This is a genomic window from Nibrella saemangeumensis, from assembly GCF_039541915.1.
In the GTDB taxonomy this organism is placed as follows: domain Bacteria; phylum Bacteroidota; class Bacteroidia; order Cytophagales; family Spirosomataceae; genus Nibrella; species Nibrella saemangeumensis.
Genome location: NZ_BAABHD010000081.1, coordinates 172,384 through 188,245 on the forward strand (window position 1 = coordinate 172,384; position 15,862 = coordinate 188,245).

The window sequence follows — 15,862 nt, forward strand, 5'->3', positions numbered from 1 at the left end:
TAGCGGATTCTGAAGCCCGTTGCCATCTGCCAGTTCGTAAACGGTTGTACCAGGTAGTAGCCGGTTCATTATTAAAAAATAATCCGTTCCATCCCGGTGACCAGTGCCGAGACAGAACGGATTATATGGACCAATAAAGACTATTTAGCGGCCAGGGAAGGTTGTTTCACCGCAAAATTTCGCAGCACGCATATCTCCTGCCGCACCAGGTCGCGGGTTTGGTAAATCCGGTCGGTCAGCTTTTTAGCGTCCTGACCCGGCATGGCTTTCTGGAAGGCTTCGGCGTACCGGCCATCGCCTAGTTCTTTGGTACTGCCGTAGTAGTTCACGGTAGCATAATCATATCCGTTCTCGCTGCCGGCCGGGTACTTCAGTGCGGACAGATTCCAACCGGTTATAATGTTCATTTTGATTCGTTCCTGGTGCAGTTTTTTCATGTCCTGCTCCAGCGCCACGTATTCAGCATATTTGCCGTCTTTTACCCGCATCCAATCAATTACCCAGATGGATGATTTGTCGGGCGGAAGTTGCTTCTCATTCCAGGCGGCATCGACACCCTCCCAGATTTCCATTTTGACGCTTTCCTTCACTGCCTCGGTGCGCTTACCCAGACCCTCCCACTTATCTTTGGCACTGCTCCCGAATACCTTCTCTAAATGACTTTGCGGGTATCCATTTCCAAATACCCCAAAATCAGAGAAGTTCTTGATGGTGATATAATCGTAAGCTGTTTGGTTCGGGTTCGACGTAATGGCTTTGGTTATTACATACCAGCCGGTCAAATGTCCGTTATCCACCTGCACCTGGTGAATTTTCTTCCATTCATCCTCGATAGCCAAAGCCTCCTGTAGTGTATGACCGGGCTTTAGCTTGTGGTACATGACTTCAGAATATTGTCGTTGCGGAGCTGGGTTCTGAGCGTAACTCAGCGTTACCAGCATCAGGCTCAGCGCCCATATAGATACAGCGCGGAAAAAGAAACGTGCATTCATATAGAGAATTGGTTAAAAAGTGGCAGAGGAAAAAGAAACTTCGGTATGGAGGTGTGGCGTCGGGTCTGGGCCCAACTTTTGTTAAATGTAGCAAAAGTTAGCGTCTCACCCGCTGATAATCAGGCGTTTTTAGCCAACGGTAAGTACACCGGTTTTTCCTCATGCCTTACCTGCCTCCGGAAAGCCCCTCAACCCGATCGTTACCTGCCGCATATACGGCAGCGCCTGGTTGGCAGATCCGATCAGGTGAGCCACGGACTAGATGATAGCAAATTCCCGTAAATTGTTGTGATAGCTTCACGCTGCTGCCTGTCCGCAGCCTGCTCCCTACCGGGCCACAAACTCGGAGGGCGTCACTTTATAAACCTCCTTGAACACAGAGGTAAAGTATGATGGGTTTTCAAAACCAACCCGGTAGGCCGTCTCGGCAATGCCGGAGCCACTTCGAAGCAACTCAACGGCCCGCTTCAGCCGGTGCCGGCGGATAAAATCATTGGCCGATATGCCGGCCAGGGCGGTCAGTTTGCGGTTCAGGGTACGACGGCTGATGCCGGCTTCGGTTGCCAGTTCCTCTACGCCAAATTCCGTATTTTCCAGGTTTTCGTCGATAATGCCGGAGAGCTTTTTCAATAATGGGTCTTCGTCCAGTTCCGGAAGCACACTGGCATCGGGGTCGGATAACTGCCGGGCATAGAAGTCCCATACCTTCTGCCGCCGGTCGAGCAGGTTACGGATGCGCAGCAGCAGTTCATCGAAATGGAACGGCTTGGGCAGGTAATCGTCGGCCCCCTGCGACAGGCCTTCTATGCGGCTTTCGTAGGAAGTCCGGGCCGTTAAAAGCACCACGGCAATATGGCTGGTTTCGGGCGATTCTTTAATCAACCGGCAAAGCTCATAGCCATCCATATCGGGCATCATCACATCGCTGAGAACAATATCGGGCAGATCAAGCTGGACACGTTGCCAGCCCTCGCTTCCGTTAGCGGCAGTCAGAACCTGATAGGTCTCCGCCAGCCCCTGGGCGATAAATTCCCGTAACTCATTATTATCTTCAACTACCAGAATAACGGGTTTACCCGCAGACCCGGTCGTAGTTGTCTCTTCGGGCGAATCGGCCACCTGAAAGGGTGGCGACGGCACCGCCTGCAGCACCGACACCGGCTGCTCTCCGCCTTCGGCCGCCCGCAACGGCAAATACAGGTCGAACCGGGTTCCGTGCCCGGGTTCGCTGGCTACGGTGATCTGCCCGTTCAGCAGCTGAGTCAACTCCTTTACCAGCGCCAGTCCGATACCGCTGCCTTCGTAGGAACGCGTGCGGGTTTGATCGACCTGGTAGAAGCGGTCGAAGATACGAGGCAGCTTGTCGGCCGATATGCCAATGCCGGTGTCAATGACCTGCACATGAAGCTGCTGCGGATTAGTCAGAAGCGCGTTGACCTGAATCCGGCCTCCGGCGGGCGTAAACTTCAGCGCGTTCGACAACAGATTGTAACTGATTTTTTCCCACTTATCAGCATCGAACAGACAATCCGTGGCCAGTGAGTCGGCGGTGAAGACCAGTTGGATGCCTTTACCTTCGGCGGCCGGCCTGAACAACTCGACCATCTGCCGGATAAACTCTACCGGATTACCCGCCAGGCCGGCTGTGCTCATACTACCGGCTTCCAGTTTGGAGAGGTCCAGCAACTGGTTGATGAGCCGCAGCAGTTGCCGGGCGTTGCGATCAACGGCCGACAATCCCCGGCGTACCGCTTCGGACAGATTCTTTTCGCGCAGGAGTTGCTCGGTCGGCAAAATAATCAGCGACAGGGGTGTCCGAAATTCGTGGGTGATGTTGGAGAAGAAGCGGGTTTTCAGCTCATCGAGAGCCAGGAGCTGATCGGCCTGCTGCTGTTTGTGCTGGTTATTGCGGACCAGCAGGACCACCAGGGCCAGTGTCAGCAGCACCACGGCCAGCAAAGACCAGAGAATCAGCTCTTTTCGTTTTGCGTCAACTTGCTGAAGCTGTTTGTCTTTTTCGAGCAGGGCGAGCCTGGCCCGCGTCCGGGAGAGTTTACTCTCGTTGTCCAGCACCGCCACCCGGCGGGAGGTCTCATCATTCAGCAGGCTGTCTTTATAAGCCAGGTGGAAATTTCGGTACTGGTACGCTGTTTTGTAGTCGTTCTGTTTGGCATAAGCCTCCGCCAGCAACGCACTGGCGTCCCGGCAGAACTCTTTATGGCCAATTTGCCGGGCCATATCGAAGCTTCGCTTTCCCAGCAGGATTGCACTATCGAGCCGGCTGATATGCAGATACGTTCGGGCCAGAATGGCTTCTATCCAGGAATTGGTGGATAAATTTTTGGTAGGCTTCAACGTCGCCAGGGCCCGGTAACCGTATGTTAAGGCCTCCTGATGCCTGCCCAAACGGTCTAAGGCGTCGGCCAGATCGCCTTCGCAAATAGCCACCGCAACAACTTCGTTCTCCAGGGGCTCCAACACGTCCAGGGCTTTTCTGAATAAACTGGCGGCTTCTTTGGGCTTATCCTGCGCGAGTCTGGCCTCTCCCATCCGGCTCAGCGCGATGCTCTCCCACTTTTTGTAGGGCGACTGCCTGGCCAGTTGATAAGCCTTCTGCTGGTACTCCACAGCTTTGTCAATGTCTCTCAACATGGTGTACAGTATCCCCAGTTCGGATCGTGTCTGAATCATCAGTAACGTATCGCCAAAGCCTTCAGCAATAGTCGACGCCCTGCTGGCCAGGGCCAGCGCCCGGGAATAGTCACCTTTCGACAGATAAGCACCGGCCGTTTTGGTTAAATTCTCGATATACAACCGCTTGTCTCCCAACGGTTGTAGCAGCTTGCTCTGCTGTTTCAGCAGGCGCAGCGCTTCATCGTACTGATCATGATGCTGGTATAACCAACTCATGTCGCGAAGTACCGCATACTGTAGTCTGTTGCTTTGGGAGGAGATGGCCCGGCTCAGTGCCGTCTGGTAATGGGCAACAGCCCGGTCGAATTCACCCTGTTTGTCCGCCCAGTCGGCCAGCACCATCAGCCCATTTACCTCGCCGGTTACGTCGCCCAGCCGCCTGGCCAACTGTAACGCTTCCTGGCTTAATGCCGAGGCCTCCGCGGCCCGGGTCGTATCCAGTTTCCGGCTAAGATTATTGAGCAGGCGAACGCGGGTTGTATCGGCCTGCGCATGCTGACGCAAAACCCTGCGCAGGCTGTCAGCAACGGTTATTTGCGCCGGCGCACAGAGCGGCCAAAGCAGTAAACTTACGAGCAGAACCGTAAAGCCTTTCTTCATAATGGATTATCACAAACTGGCACCGGCAGACACCGCAGAGAAAGTAATTAATTGTTAATCAAAGTAATACAATCGTAAATAACCATATCACCGGCCTATGCCAAAGAAAGCTGAAACTAACCAAAACCTAACGAAGTACCAATTAAAAAGCCGTGTAGTTACTGCGGTCATGGACGAATGTACCTTTACGTTTCCGGCCTTTTGTAGTGCTGACGACCTAAAATTCGTGGGTACGTTTCGGCTCCCTGTCCAACCTTTTTTGTAAGTAGAATCATCCGGGCAGCGCCTTTTTACGTATATATCCGTACCTGCTAACGGTTATCCGACACCAGTTTATCTCAAGTGAGGATTTCCCGTAAAATCCTCTTATATTTAAGCATAATCGTAACTTGAAAAGTCTTCTCTGGAGACACTGGTCTCGGCCTTTATGACAGCGACATCTTCACCGATCCCCTCCAGTCTGCTTCAGAGTGTGCTGGACTGCTCGCTGAACGGCGTGATGGTTTACCAATGCCTGCGTGATGAACAGGACGCTGTGGTAGATTTTCGCCTACTATCCCTGAACAAAGCGGCAGAAACAGACCTGGGCGTTCCGGCCCGGCAGCTCGTTGGCCAGACGCTGCTTACCTTATTTCCAGACGCTACCCAAAGCCCGGTCTTTGACCAGTACCGAACCGTCATCGAAACCGGCCAGTCGGCCCGGTTTGAGGTAAATCACCTGTTTCCGGGTCGTTCGCTTTCTACGTGGCTTGATATTTCGGCCGTGAAGCTGGACGATTGCCTGGTGATGTCGTACCTGGATATTACCGACCGAAAAACCAATGAGCTCCGGCTGCAGCAGCAGGCCGACCTGTATACCCACGCCCTGAACAGCACCACCCACGGTATTGTGCTATGCAGGGGCATCCGCGACAGACAGCAACGACTGATTGACCTCCAACTGGTGCTGATCAATGCGGCCGGTGTGCAGCTGGTTGGCTTCTCTAGGGAGGAAATTATGGGCCGTACGGCGCTGATGCTGATGCCCGACAAGGCGTATCAGTTGTTTATTCAACAACTATTGGGGGTACTGGAGACAGGCCGGGAACTACGCGCCGAACGTTACGTAAACTGGAATAATCGCTGGTATGACGTACAGGCCAGCCCCTATGGCGACGATCTGCTCTCGTTAAGCATTAAAGATATTACCCACCGCAAACAGGCTGAATTTGCCCGTGAGGAGCAGCATCGCCTGCTAAGCAAGGTGATGAATACGGTGCAGAGCGGCATCATGCTTTGCCAGGCGGTGCGGGATACCAACGGTACCATTATTGATTTCCAGACGACCTTTTGCAATGACAAATGCCTGGAACTGACTGGCCTCTCCCGGCAGCAACTCCTGACCCTGTCAATGCTGACCATTGATCCGGCCGGTAAACACAATGGCATCTTCGACCACTATGCCCGGGTCGTTGAAACGGGTATTCCGCTTCGGGCGGAAAATTACTTTGGCCAGGCCCAGGTTTGGCTCGACAATTCGGTGCAGAAGTTTGGCGACGGTGTGGTCGCGTCCATCTCCGACGTTACGGCCCTGAAAACAACCGCCATCAAGTACGAACAGACAGCCGCCCGGCTGCAGAACGTACTGGACGCATCGCTCACGGGGATTTCGATGCTGAAGCCGGTGCGGAATGAGGCAGGCCAGGTAATTGATTTTATTGTTACGCTCACCAACGAGGCAACGGCATCGGCTACGGGGATACCGAAAGAAACCATTACGGGCAAATACCTGCTTTCGGTTATGCCGTTCCACCAGGAGCTTGGGTTATTTGACCGGTACGTATCCGTTGTGCATAAAAAGCAGTCGGAGCGGTTTAAGTGGCACAATGAACAGGCAGACCGCTGGTTCGATATATCGGTGAAGTACCAGGATGACGAACTGGCCGTCACCTTTCTGGACGTAACTACCTCTAAACACCTGCAACTGGCCCATCAGAATCAGGCGCAACTGCTTCAGGGCGTGCTGGATGGTGCCCTGAACAGCATCATCGTGTACGATGCAGTGCGGGATGCCGGCGGTCAGATCAAGGATTTTCAGGTTGTCCTGTTCAACAAGACCGCTCCGCAGTTTTTCCCGATTCCGGAAGAGCAGCTTCGCGGAATGCGGTTGACAGACCTGTACCCAGCCACCAAAGAGCGGGGTATGTTTCATCACTGCGTACGGGTGATCGAGACCGGCGAGCCCTACCGGTCTATCCTGGAATACCCGGAACACAGCCTGGCCGTCGACCTGTCGATCAGCCGCTTCGGCGACGGGGTGATTGTGGGCGCTAACGACGTTACCGATATCCGCCGGTATCAGCGCGAACTTGAGCGGAGTAATCAGGAGCTAAAGCGTTCCAACGAAAATCTTCAGGAGTTTGCCTACGTAGCCTCGCACGACCTGCAGGAGCCGCTGCGGAAAATCCAGTCCTTCGGCGATGTGCTGCATAACCAGTACCGGTACGAAATGCCGGAGCAGGCCGGTGACCTCGTTAACCGGATGCAGAAAGCGGCCCACCGTATGCAGAACCTGATTCAGGATCTGCTGACCTACTCCCGAATCTCAACCCAGCAGCAACCTTTCCGGCTGGTATCCCTGAACCGGCTGGTTGAAGAGGTAGCCGTCGACCTGGAAATGACCATTCAGGATAAGCAGGCCAGCCTCACCCTTGAGCCGCTACCCGACGTCATGGGCGATCCGGTCCAACTCCGGCAGTTGTTCCAGAACCTGATCAGCAACAGCCTGAAGTTTGGCCATCCCAACCGTCCCCCGGTTATTAGTATAACGGCCCGGCCAATAACTCATCTGGCTATTCCCGGCAAGCCGGCTACCGGTCAGCAGGAGCTGTTCTGGGAGATCAGCCTGACCGACAACGGCATCGGTTTCGACGAAAAGTATGCCAACCGCATTTTCCAGCTCTTCCAGCGGCTGCACGGGAAAAACCTGTACGGTGGTACCGGGATCGGCCTGCCCATCTGCAAAAAAGTAATGGACCATCACAAAGGGTACATCACCGCCACCAGCCGCCCTGGCGAAGGTTCGGTTTTTCGGATATATTTGCCGAAATAGGTTTTATTGTTTCAAGTTCCAGGTTTTATGTTTGAGGTTCCATGTCGCTTTAAACCGCCGGGCGGCCCCGCTGAAACCTGAAACAATAAAACCGCTCCGACTTCCCAGCTGAACCACGAAAGACATGCAAATAAAACAAGACATTCAGGCCGCCATCCATCGGGCTATTGATGAGGTACACTCAACTATTGATCCGGTGTCGGACGAGCGTTTTTTTGGGCCGCTGGATCAGGGCAAATGGTCGGTGGCCGAAACCCTGCAGCACCTGTTTCTGGTCATTCGGGGCCTGAACAAGGTTCTGCCCGGTCCGCGCGAGGTGTTTACCCAGTGGGGACAGGCTGAACGACCATCAAAGTCATTTGACGAAATACAGAAGGCCTATCTGGCGGTTTCGACGACGCCCCGAAAAGCGCCCGACCAGGTAGCGCCCCGAGCTGCTGATCTGGAGGCCGACCGGCAAACCATTACGGATCGGTTTACCATGGCGCATCAGGCGCTGGCGGCCAACCTGGAAGGCTGGTCGGAGGAGGAGCTGGATACGTACCAGATCCCCCACCTGGTGCTGGGTAAAATGACCGTGCGCGAGATCCTGTTTTTCACCATCCTGCACCTGTACCACCACCTGAAGCCGACGCAGGAGCGATTAAGTAAGGTAGTCTCGTAGTATCTTTGTGGTTCTGACAAAACCACACCGTTATGCTACAGGAAGCCTACTCCGCCGACGCGTTCCGCACGCAGGCCCACCACCTGGTCGACCAATTGGCCGATTACCTGCAACAGGCCCAAAGCCGGCAACTGGCTACCGTTATTCCCTACCGCTCGCCCGACGAGAACCTCGCCTTCTGGCGTGACGATTTTGCGCAGGGATCAGGCGATGTTTCTGACTTCTTCCGGAAAGTCATTGATCAGTCTACGCACCTGCACCACCCGCGTTACATGGGGCATCAGGTATCGCCCCCGCTGCCGCTGGCGGCTACGGCCGGTCTGTTGTCAGGAGTACTCAACAACGGCATGGCGGTCTACGAAATGGGGCTGGTCTCCAATCCGCTGGAACGAATTATCTCGGAGTTGCTGGCCCGGCGTATTGGTTTTGATGAAAACGCATCCGGACTCCTGACCTCGGGTGGCACGCTGGCCAACCTGACAGCCCTGCTGGCGGCCCGGGCGGCCAAAGCCCCCGGCGATGTATGGCAGCACGGATCGCAGGAACGCCTGGCCGTGATGGTAGCCTCCGAAGCACACTACTGCATTGACCGGGCCGCCCGCATTATGGGATTCGGCGATGCGGGCATTATCAAACTCCCTGTCAATGAGCAGTTCCAGATGCGCACCGACCTGCTGGACGCCTATTACCAGCAAGCTGCCGCCGACGGCCTGAGGGTCATTGCCGTAGTGGCCAGCGCCTGCTCTACCTCCACCGGGGCGTATGACCATATTGAAGCCATTGCCGATTTCTGTGAGAAACACGATCTATGGTTGCACGTCGACGGTGCCCATGGCGGAGCGGTAGTATTTTCGGAGCGGTATAAACCCCTGGTTAGCGGTATCGACCGCGCCGACTCGGTAACCATCGACTGGCACAAGATGCTGATGACGCCCGCCCTGGCGACCTCCCTTATCTTCCGCCGGAACGAAGACTCGTTCCGCACCTTCCATCAGCAGGCGCAGTACCTCTGGTCCAGCGATGCCGACGACTGGTTCAACTCCGGCAAGCGCACCTTCGAGTGTACCAAGCTGATGATGAGCGTTAAAATCTACACAATTCTGAAAGCGTATGGTGAAACGATTTTTGCCGAAAACGTTGACACGCTGCATGAACTTGCCGGGCAGTTTGCCGCCCGCGTCCGGCAGCACCCAAACCTGGAACTGGCCGTGGAACCGCAAAGCAACATTGTCTGCTTCCGTTACATTGGTGCGCCGGTTTCTGAGCTAAACCAGATCAACACTACCATTCGTCAGCAACTGCTGCACGACGGCCGGTTCTACATCGTACAGACTACCCTTCACGGTCAGGTATACCTTCGCGTATCGCTCATGAACCCGATGACGACAATGGCCGACCTGGACGCGTTACTTTCGTTAATTGGTTCATTGGGTGATTAGTTAATCGGGTGAATGGTAGCTCATCACCGACAATTCCCAGTCAACTAATTAACCAATGAACCAGTTAACCAATCATGAAACCAAGAATCAAAATCTGCTGCATCAGCTCCATCCAGGAAGCGAAAACCGCCGTGGAGCATGGCGCATCAGCGCTGGGACTTGTCGCTAAAATGCCCAGCGGCCCCGGCCCCATCGCCGACGACCTGATCCGCGACATCGCCCAAACCGTGCCCCCGCCGGTAGCCACCTTCCTGCTCACCAGCGAAACCACCGCCGACGCCATCATTGCCCACCAGCGCCAGGTGCTGACCAATACCATCCAGATTGTAGACGAACTGACCGACCGCGAATACCGGAAAATACGCGAAGCGCTGCCGGCCATTAAACTGGTGCAGGTCATCCACGTCATCGACGAACGCTCGGTCGACGAAGCCCTGGAGCTTTCGGAGCAGGTAGACGCCCTGCTGCTCGACAGCGGCAACCCTAAACTGGCGGTAAAAGAACTCGGCGGTACCGGGCGGGTCCATAACTGGAAACTTAGCCGGCAAATTGTGCATCAGGCCAGCATACCCGTCTTTCTGGCCGGAGGCCTAAACGCCGGCAACGTCAAAGAAGCCCTCGACCAGGTTAACCCCTTCGGGCTCGACCTGTGCAGCAGCGTCCGCACCGACGGCCAGCTGGACCCGGTGAAGCTGGAAGCCTTTTTCAGAGCGGTTTGGGGGTGAAAGAGTGATAGAATGACTGAATGATAGAATGATTGAATAGCGGAAGTTAAGCCTATCATTCAATCATTCTATCACTTAATCATTCATTAAACTACACCCAGCCAAACCGCTCCATCAGCCGCTCTTTCTGCTGGCGGGCTACGGGAATGCTGGTGCCGTTGCTGAGGATGAGGTAGGTTCCCTCTCCCTTCACCAGTTTCTGAATGTGTTCCAGATTGACCATGTACTGCCGGTGTACCCGCAGAAAATTGCGGGTTTCAAAGACTTCCTGCACATCGCCGAGCGTTTTGGCGACCATATACTGCTCCCCGCTTTCGAGGTGAAAGCGGGTGTAATTACTGTCGGCTTCGCAGTAAACAATCTGTTTGGTATCAACAAACACCATGCCGCTGGCGTGAGGAAGGGCAATACGCCCTTTGGTGGCAGGGCTTGAAGCGGTCGTCCCCAGGGGATGATACTGCCGCATCAGTTCCAGCTGTTGAGGACTGATGCGGGCAGTTGTCTCGGCCCGGCGCACGGTGGCAATGAGATCAACGGTATCGATGGGCTTGAGCAGGTAATCCAGCGCACTGAACCGGAAGGCCCGCACGGCGTACTGGTCATAAGCCGTCACAAAAACGATGTGGAAGTTAACCTCCCCCACCCGTTCGAGCAGTTGAAAACCGTTCATTATAGGCATTTCTATGTCGAGAAACACCAATGCCGGCCGCAGGACCTGAATGGCTCGTAGTCCTTCGGTACTATCGGTAAACTGCCCAACTACCTCCACCTGCGGGCAGTGCCGGTTCAGTTGCAGCGCCAGCAACCGGACGTTGTCGGGCTCGTCATCAATAATGAGGGCTTTCATATCGGTATCTGAATAATCACTTCCGTTCCGGCGGGCAGGCCATCTGTATCAACAAGGTCCTGAATTTCTACCTGGGTGTGAGTCTGGTACAACTGGTTGACTAAAGCGATACGCTCGGAGGTCATTTTCATGCCGAACGACTTGCGGTGGCTGGCGGATTTACTTTTCAGTTCGGCGGCTCTGGTGCGGCCTACCCCATCGTCGGTGATAGTTAGTTGAAGTAGGTTTTCCTGCGACTGGCTGGCCCGTACGCGAACGGTACCGCCTTCGGGCTTGTGCATCAGTCCATGCCAGATGGCGTTTTCCACGTAGGGCTGCAACAGCAGGGGCGGAATCTCGACAAAACCCACATCAACGTCCGGTTCAACTTCTACAAAAAATGACAGCTTTTGCTTAAAGCGCATGGTCTCCATATCGGCGTATAGCTGTAGCATATCTAACTCGTTGCGGAGGGTTACCCGCTCGGAACGGGAATTTTCCAGCACCAGGCGGATAAGTCGAGAGAACTTGGTCAAGTAATCTGATGCCTTCTCGGAGTCGTTTTCAATAGCGTAGAGTTTAATCGAGTTAAGACAGTTGAAGATAAAATGTGGATTCATCTGCGAACGGAGCCCGGTCATCTCGGCCTCTGCAACACGTCGCTCAAAATCCGAGCGAAGCTGACTGACCCGTTGCTCTTCCAGTTCATGGGCAGTCGTCAGTACCTCCATTTCGCGTTGAGCCAGTTGACGTTGAAGGTCAAATGCATGCATTTGTTGCAGTTGTTGGTTTTCCTCCAACTGCTGAATCAATTGCTGCTGAGCCTGAATTTTTTCTTCCGTATTTAGTTGGAAACGTCGTCCTAAAGCCAGCGAAAAACATAATATTTCTAATAATCTGCTAACAGCTATAAAAACAGTGGCATTTGACTTAGGTGATTATTTGTTGTCAGCTTAGTATAACCGGCTAAAAACGCAACCCAATCACCACTCACTAATAGTATAGTAGCCGTAAGAGCATATCGTTTGAGAACATGCTTACTACGTATGACTCCAAACATAAAAAGTAGTAATCCTCCATAGCTTATGAAGTTAGTTGCCATGTATAGTTGTAACGAATGCACACCGAACAATTCAGTTACCGAAGCCAGCACAGATAAGGCAATGTATACATAGAAGTAACCTAACCAACGTTCGAAACGGGGTTGTTGCTGAGGAACTTCGAGGAGATAGCTAACAAAGCGGATGTAGGATGCCAGTATGCTATAATCCAGCATGACAAGCAGACTTAAGAAGATTGGTATATTTGGTACCCTGGTAATTTCTTCAGACCATATACTCATTGCATGCAACAGCCAGATTGACGTCATTGTCAGATAGACAGCGTACCAGCCATAAGGTGCTTGCCGATTGAGCAGATACTGAGTTGCGCTAAACAATCCGGTAAACAATAATGCCCCAAATACGGCGCTGAAGAAAGCCAATACCAGCGTATTGGTTGGTGTCTGATCAGGCACCTGCAATCGACTTAATTGTTGATGTAAAGGCTGTCCTTCTTTTATGCCGATTGGGGTCGTATGAGTTAAGGTCTGACCTGGTGGTCGGCTTCTTACCGACGAATCTTTAGCTAGTCGATCGTTCCGATGTAAATCAACCTGACTGTAAAGTTTGTTAGGAGCCTGCCCCCATGCCGGCAGCGGACTAACTACCACCAGCAGGAGAATAACTAACCAATGATTTCGCGACGTCTTCATACCGGAATCGTCAAGGTTACCCGTGTTCCGCACGCTTCGCCGTAGCTGTCAACCAGGTCCTCAATCTGAGCTTGCGTCTGCATGTTGTAGAGCTGGTTAATCATCCGGATGCGGTCGGCCGTCACCTGCATACCAAATGACTTGTGCTTACCGGCCGACTTACTCTTCAGTTCAGTTGCCCGCTGCCGTCCTACTCCATCATCGGTGATCTCGATGTGCAGCAGATTATCCTGTGGTTGCTGAACCTCAATAGTGACGGTACCGCCTTCGGGCTTGTGCATCAATCCATGCCAGATGGCGTTTTCCACGTAGGGCTGCAACAGCAGGGGCGGAATACGAAGGTATTGCAGGTCAATTTCGGGCGAGACACTGATCTGGTAGCGCAGCTTCTCCTTGAAGCGCATGGCCTCCAGTTCGATGTATAGCTGTAAGGCTTCCAGTTCGTTGCGCAGACTAACCAGCTCGGAGCGGGAGTTCTCCAGCACCAGCCGAATTAGCCGGGAAAACTTGGTGAGGAAGTCGGAGGCCTGTTCGGAGTCATTCTGTATGGTATAGAGCTTGATGGAGTTGAGGCTGTTGAAGATGAAGTGGGGGTTCATCTGCGCCCGCAGGGCGACCATCTCAGTATCGGCCAGTTTGCGTTCAAACTCGGTTTCGATCTGGCGGATGTGCTGCTGTTCGAGCAGGCGACTTTGGGCCTCAATCTCGCGTGTTCGGTTCGCAAGTTGCTGTTCTAATCGTTCATTTTGCTGGCTGAGAATCTGTTGCTTTTCCTTCGAAAGCGTTTCGACTTCGCTTATTTTTTGCCGAAGCGAGCGATTGGTTCTACCAAAATCATAGCCAAAGTAGATAGCATACGATACGGGTATGCTGAGAAAAGCAAGCGTAAAAAAGTCAATAGAAACGGGAAGCGTATAGATATTAGCAAACGCCAGACAGAATAAAAGCCAGCAAAGCGCATAGAAACACCCTCCCAGTAAGACAATCCATACACCAGGGCGACGTTGGCGGGTAGCCAGAAAAGCTACTCTTGTAACTTCCAGATTGGCCAGCGTGGTGAGTCCGAAACCGTAAAAAAACCAGCCCCAGGGATAAACAAATGCCGATATGAAAATAGAAAATAGTCCAAATCCGATTAAACCCCAGTATACCCAACCTCGCTTTTGATGTAATGTGGAGTAAATTGCCTGAAGCTGAAATATGTAGCTAATGGCCTGCATAATCAGCACTGCGTTGTTATACCAAAACAATTCTGCAACGGCGATGGGTAAACTAAGATAATTAAAGCCAACCCATGAACCCGCACTACAAGCCGCCATGAGACCGAAATAGAGCGCTTCGGGACGAGTGGGGAAAAACAGAAAAAAAGCCAGAAAGAGAACGGCCATTACGCCAAACGCGCCGATATACACATTATGTCGGCGTTGCGATACCTGATATTGGCTATAAGCAGGAATTGCTTGAGCCAATGTATTCACACGAATGGTCAGGCCAGAGTTGAGCCTCCCAAAGTGCTGTCCATATCGAATGCCGGGCTGAAGCGCATAGCGCACGGCTAACACCTGCTGTTTGCCCCAACTCACCGGGAATGAAATTGGCATATCGTGCGGTGTAAACGCTTTAATCTCCGAGGGGTTTGCGCTCAACTTGCCGATGCGGTGAATCAACCGGCCGTTCAGATATATTTCTGAAGCACCGGATTGTTGTATTTGCATCACCAATTGCTGGTGGAGGGCAGAATCGGGCCGAACCTGAAACCGCAACCTGAACCAACTGATACGTCCGGTTTGCTTATCCAGTTGCGGCAAGTCAAAAATGTCCCGTGTCGGGTCAATGGCCTCCCACGCACTATCATCAAACTCCGGCTTTGCCCAATCTGTATTATCACCCGCCTGCCATTTCCAACCTTTATCCAGCAGAATGCCCTGATCGGGCAGTTTCTTTATTTCAATCTCAACAGAGGACTGGCCCCAACATAGGGTAACCGTACACAAACAGAGCCAAACGAAGCTGTAGCACTTCTTCATAACTTTTTTCTATTATACCGCCTTTGGCCAACCGCTTCGCCAGTCCAATCCTCTACCATCGGATGCTTAGTTACCTGACTAAGTTGGTGCCTTTACTTTATCTCCGTTGCCTGAGACCAAACAACCTGCCAGCGACATTGATATAAAGCTACTTAGTTCAAGAAGAAGGTTTACAGCCGATTTATTATTCGGCAAAACAGAAGAACCCAGCAGCAGTAAAACCAAATGTACTGGGCATGACTATTGCGCTCTACTTTATCCGTGTAGAGTGTCAGAATTTTGAGTGAGCAGCTATTTTATTGAGTAGAATTATCCAACGGCCGTTGATTAGCCGCGATAGGCACCGGCTCAAAAAACCGACCACTCACACAGTGAACAGCCACACTTATCGATGGGCGGTTTCGGACAGGTTTACGAACAGGTATGTTTGACCCACTGCTCAACAGCAGACCATGCAAACTTCTAAAAACGCTAAACCTGGTTATCCGATGACAAACGACGTCACCTTCGCGCCGGCATACACCGCCCCCGGTCAGAACGCCCACAACGCTCCTATGCTCAATGTGCTGGGTATGCCAGTGGGTGTAAAACTCCAGCACGCCCAGACGTATGGGCAATTCTCCTGCGTGGAGGTTCACATGGCTCCGTTTCAGTTTGGTCCACCACCCCATATCCATCATGAACTTGACGAAATCATGTATGTGCTGGAGGGCACCATCACGGTACTAGAAGGCGACCAACCCCGCGAAGTCCCGGCCGGGGGCTGGCACTTCCGGCCTCGGGGAGTGGTGCATACGTTCTGGAATGGCCACGGTTCTCCCGCCAGGTTCATTGATATGTACCCCAGTTCGCAGGATTTCGCGCACTACCTGGAAGAGCTTGCGCAATTAGGACAGGACCTGTACAACGAAGGTGCCGACCCGTTTGCCCCCGAAAGCCTTGCCCGTTTTAAGGCGCTGGATGCCCGCTATAATCACGAGGTATTTTACGAGCGAATGCCGGAACATATAGCCAGATACGGTAAGGCCAAGCCTTAAGAAAAGACACCTTC

11 protein-coding genes are annotated in these 15,862 nt (G+C 53.0%); 5 read left to right on the plus strand and 6 right to left on the minus strand.

The genetic code is table 11. The features are described from left to right. Positions 1–140 precede the first annotated feature (140 nt). Both ABD949_RS24825 and ABD949_RS24830 read right to left on the minus strand, forming a co-directional pair. On the minus strand, positions 141–992 hold the full coding sequence (locus ABD949_RS24825) for a hypothetical protein (protein ID WP_345248099.1): 852 nt from the start codon (positions 990–992) through the stop codon (positions 141–143). A gap of 327 nt (positions 993–1,319) precedes the next feature. Continuing rightward, complete coding sequence (locus ABD949_RS24830) at positions 1,320–4,286, minus strand: hybrid sensor histidine kinase/response regulator transcription factor (RefSeq protein ID WP_345248101.1); 2,967 nt, start codon at positions 4,284–4,286, stop codon at positions 1,320–1,322. A 427-nt stretch (positions 4,287–4,713) separates the two neighbouring features. On the opposite strand from ABD949_RS24830, the gene ABD949_RS24835 reads away from it, so the two are divergent. The 4 genes from ABD949_RS24835 to ABD949_RS24850 all read left to right on the plus strand — a co-directional run bounded on the left by ABD949_RS24835 (position 4,714) and on the right by ABD949_RS24850 (position 10,205). Further along, entirely contained in the window at positions 4,714–7,377 is a 2,664-nt protein-coding gene (locus ABD949_RS24835; protein ID WP_345248103.1) for a PAS domain-containing protein, read from the plus strand. Between the two features lie 124 nt (positions 7,378–7,501). Then, entirely contained in the window at positions 7,502–8,041 is a 540-nt protein-coding gene (locus tag ABD949_RS24840; RefSeq protein ID WP_345248105.1) for a DinB family protein, read from the plus strand. Positions 8,042–8,073: 32 nt separating this feature from the next. After that, a complete protein-coding gene (locus ABD949_RS24845) occupies positions 8,074–9,480 on the plus strand; it encodes a pyridoxal phosphate-dependent decarboxylase family protein (protein ID WP_345248107.1) in 1,407 nt (468 codons plus the stop codon). Positions 9,481–9,554: 74 nt separating this feature from the next. Beyond that, positions 9,555–10,205: a phosphoribosylanthranilate isomerase gene (locus ABD949_RS24850; protein WP_345248109.1), complete on the plus strand. Its 651-nt coding sequence runs from the start codon at positions 9,555–9,557 to the stop codon at positions 10,203–10,205. A 91-nt stretch (positions 10,206–10,296) separates the two neighbouring features. Here the strand turns inward: ABD949_RS24850 and ABD949_RS24855 are convergent, their stop codons facing one another. The 4 genes from ABD949_RS24855 to ABD949_RS24870 all read right to left on the minus strand — a co-directional run bounded on the left by ABD949_RS24855 (position 10,297) and on the right by ABD949_RS24870 (position 14,811). Next, positions 10,297–11,052, minus strand: a complete 756-nt coding sequence (locus ABD949_RS24855) for a LytR/AlgR family response regulator transcription factor (RefSeq protein WP_345248111.1) — start codon at positions 11,050–11,052, stop codon at positions 10,297–10,299. Further along, on the minus strand, positions 11,049–11,804 hold the full coding sequence (locus ABD949_RS24860; RefSeq protein WP_345248113.1) for a sensor histidine kinase: 756 nt from the start codon (positions 11,802–11,804) through the stop codon (positions 11,049–11,051). Before ABD949_RS24860 ends, ABD949_RS24855 begins: the two co-directional genes overlap by 4 nt. A gap of 134 nt (positions 11,805–11,938) precedes the next feature. Then, positions 11,939–12,784, minus strand: a complete 846-nt coding sequence (locus tag ABD949_RS24865; protein ID WP_345248115.1) for a 7TM diverse intracellular signaling domain-containing protein — start codon at positions 12,782–12,784, stop codon at positions 11,939–11,941. Continuing rightward, the gene (locus ABD949_RS24870; RefSeq protein WP_345248117.1) at positions 12,781–14,811 is read right to left on the minus strand and encodes a sensor histidine kinase; all 2,031 of its coding nucleotides are present in this window, start codon (positions 14,809–14,811) and stop codon (positions 12,781–12,783) included. Before ABD949_RS24870 ends, ABD949_RS24865 begins: the two co-directional genes overlap by 4 nt. A gap of 488 nt (positions 14,812–15,299) precedes the next feature. Here ABD949_RS24870 and ABD949_RS24875 point away from each other — a divergent pair, with 488 nt between their 5' ends. Next, the gene (locus tag ABD949_RS24875; RefSeq protein ID WP_345248119.1) at positions 15,300–15,848 is read left to right on the plus strand and encodes a cupin domain-containing protein; all 549 of its coding nucleotides are present in this window, start codon (positions 15,300–15,302) and stop codon (positions 15,846–15,848) included. Positions 15,849–15,862: the final 14 nt, after the last annotated feature.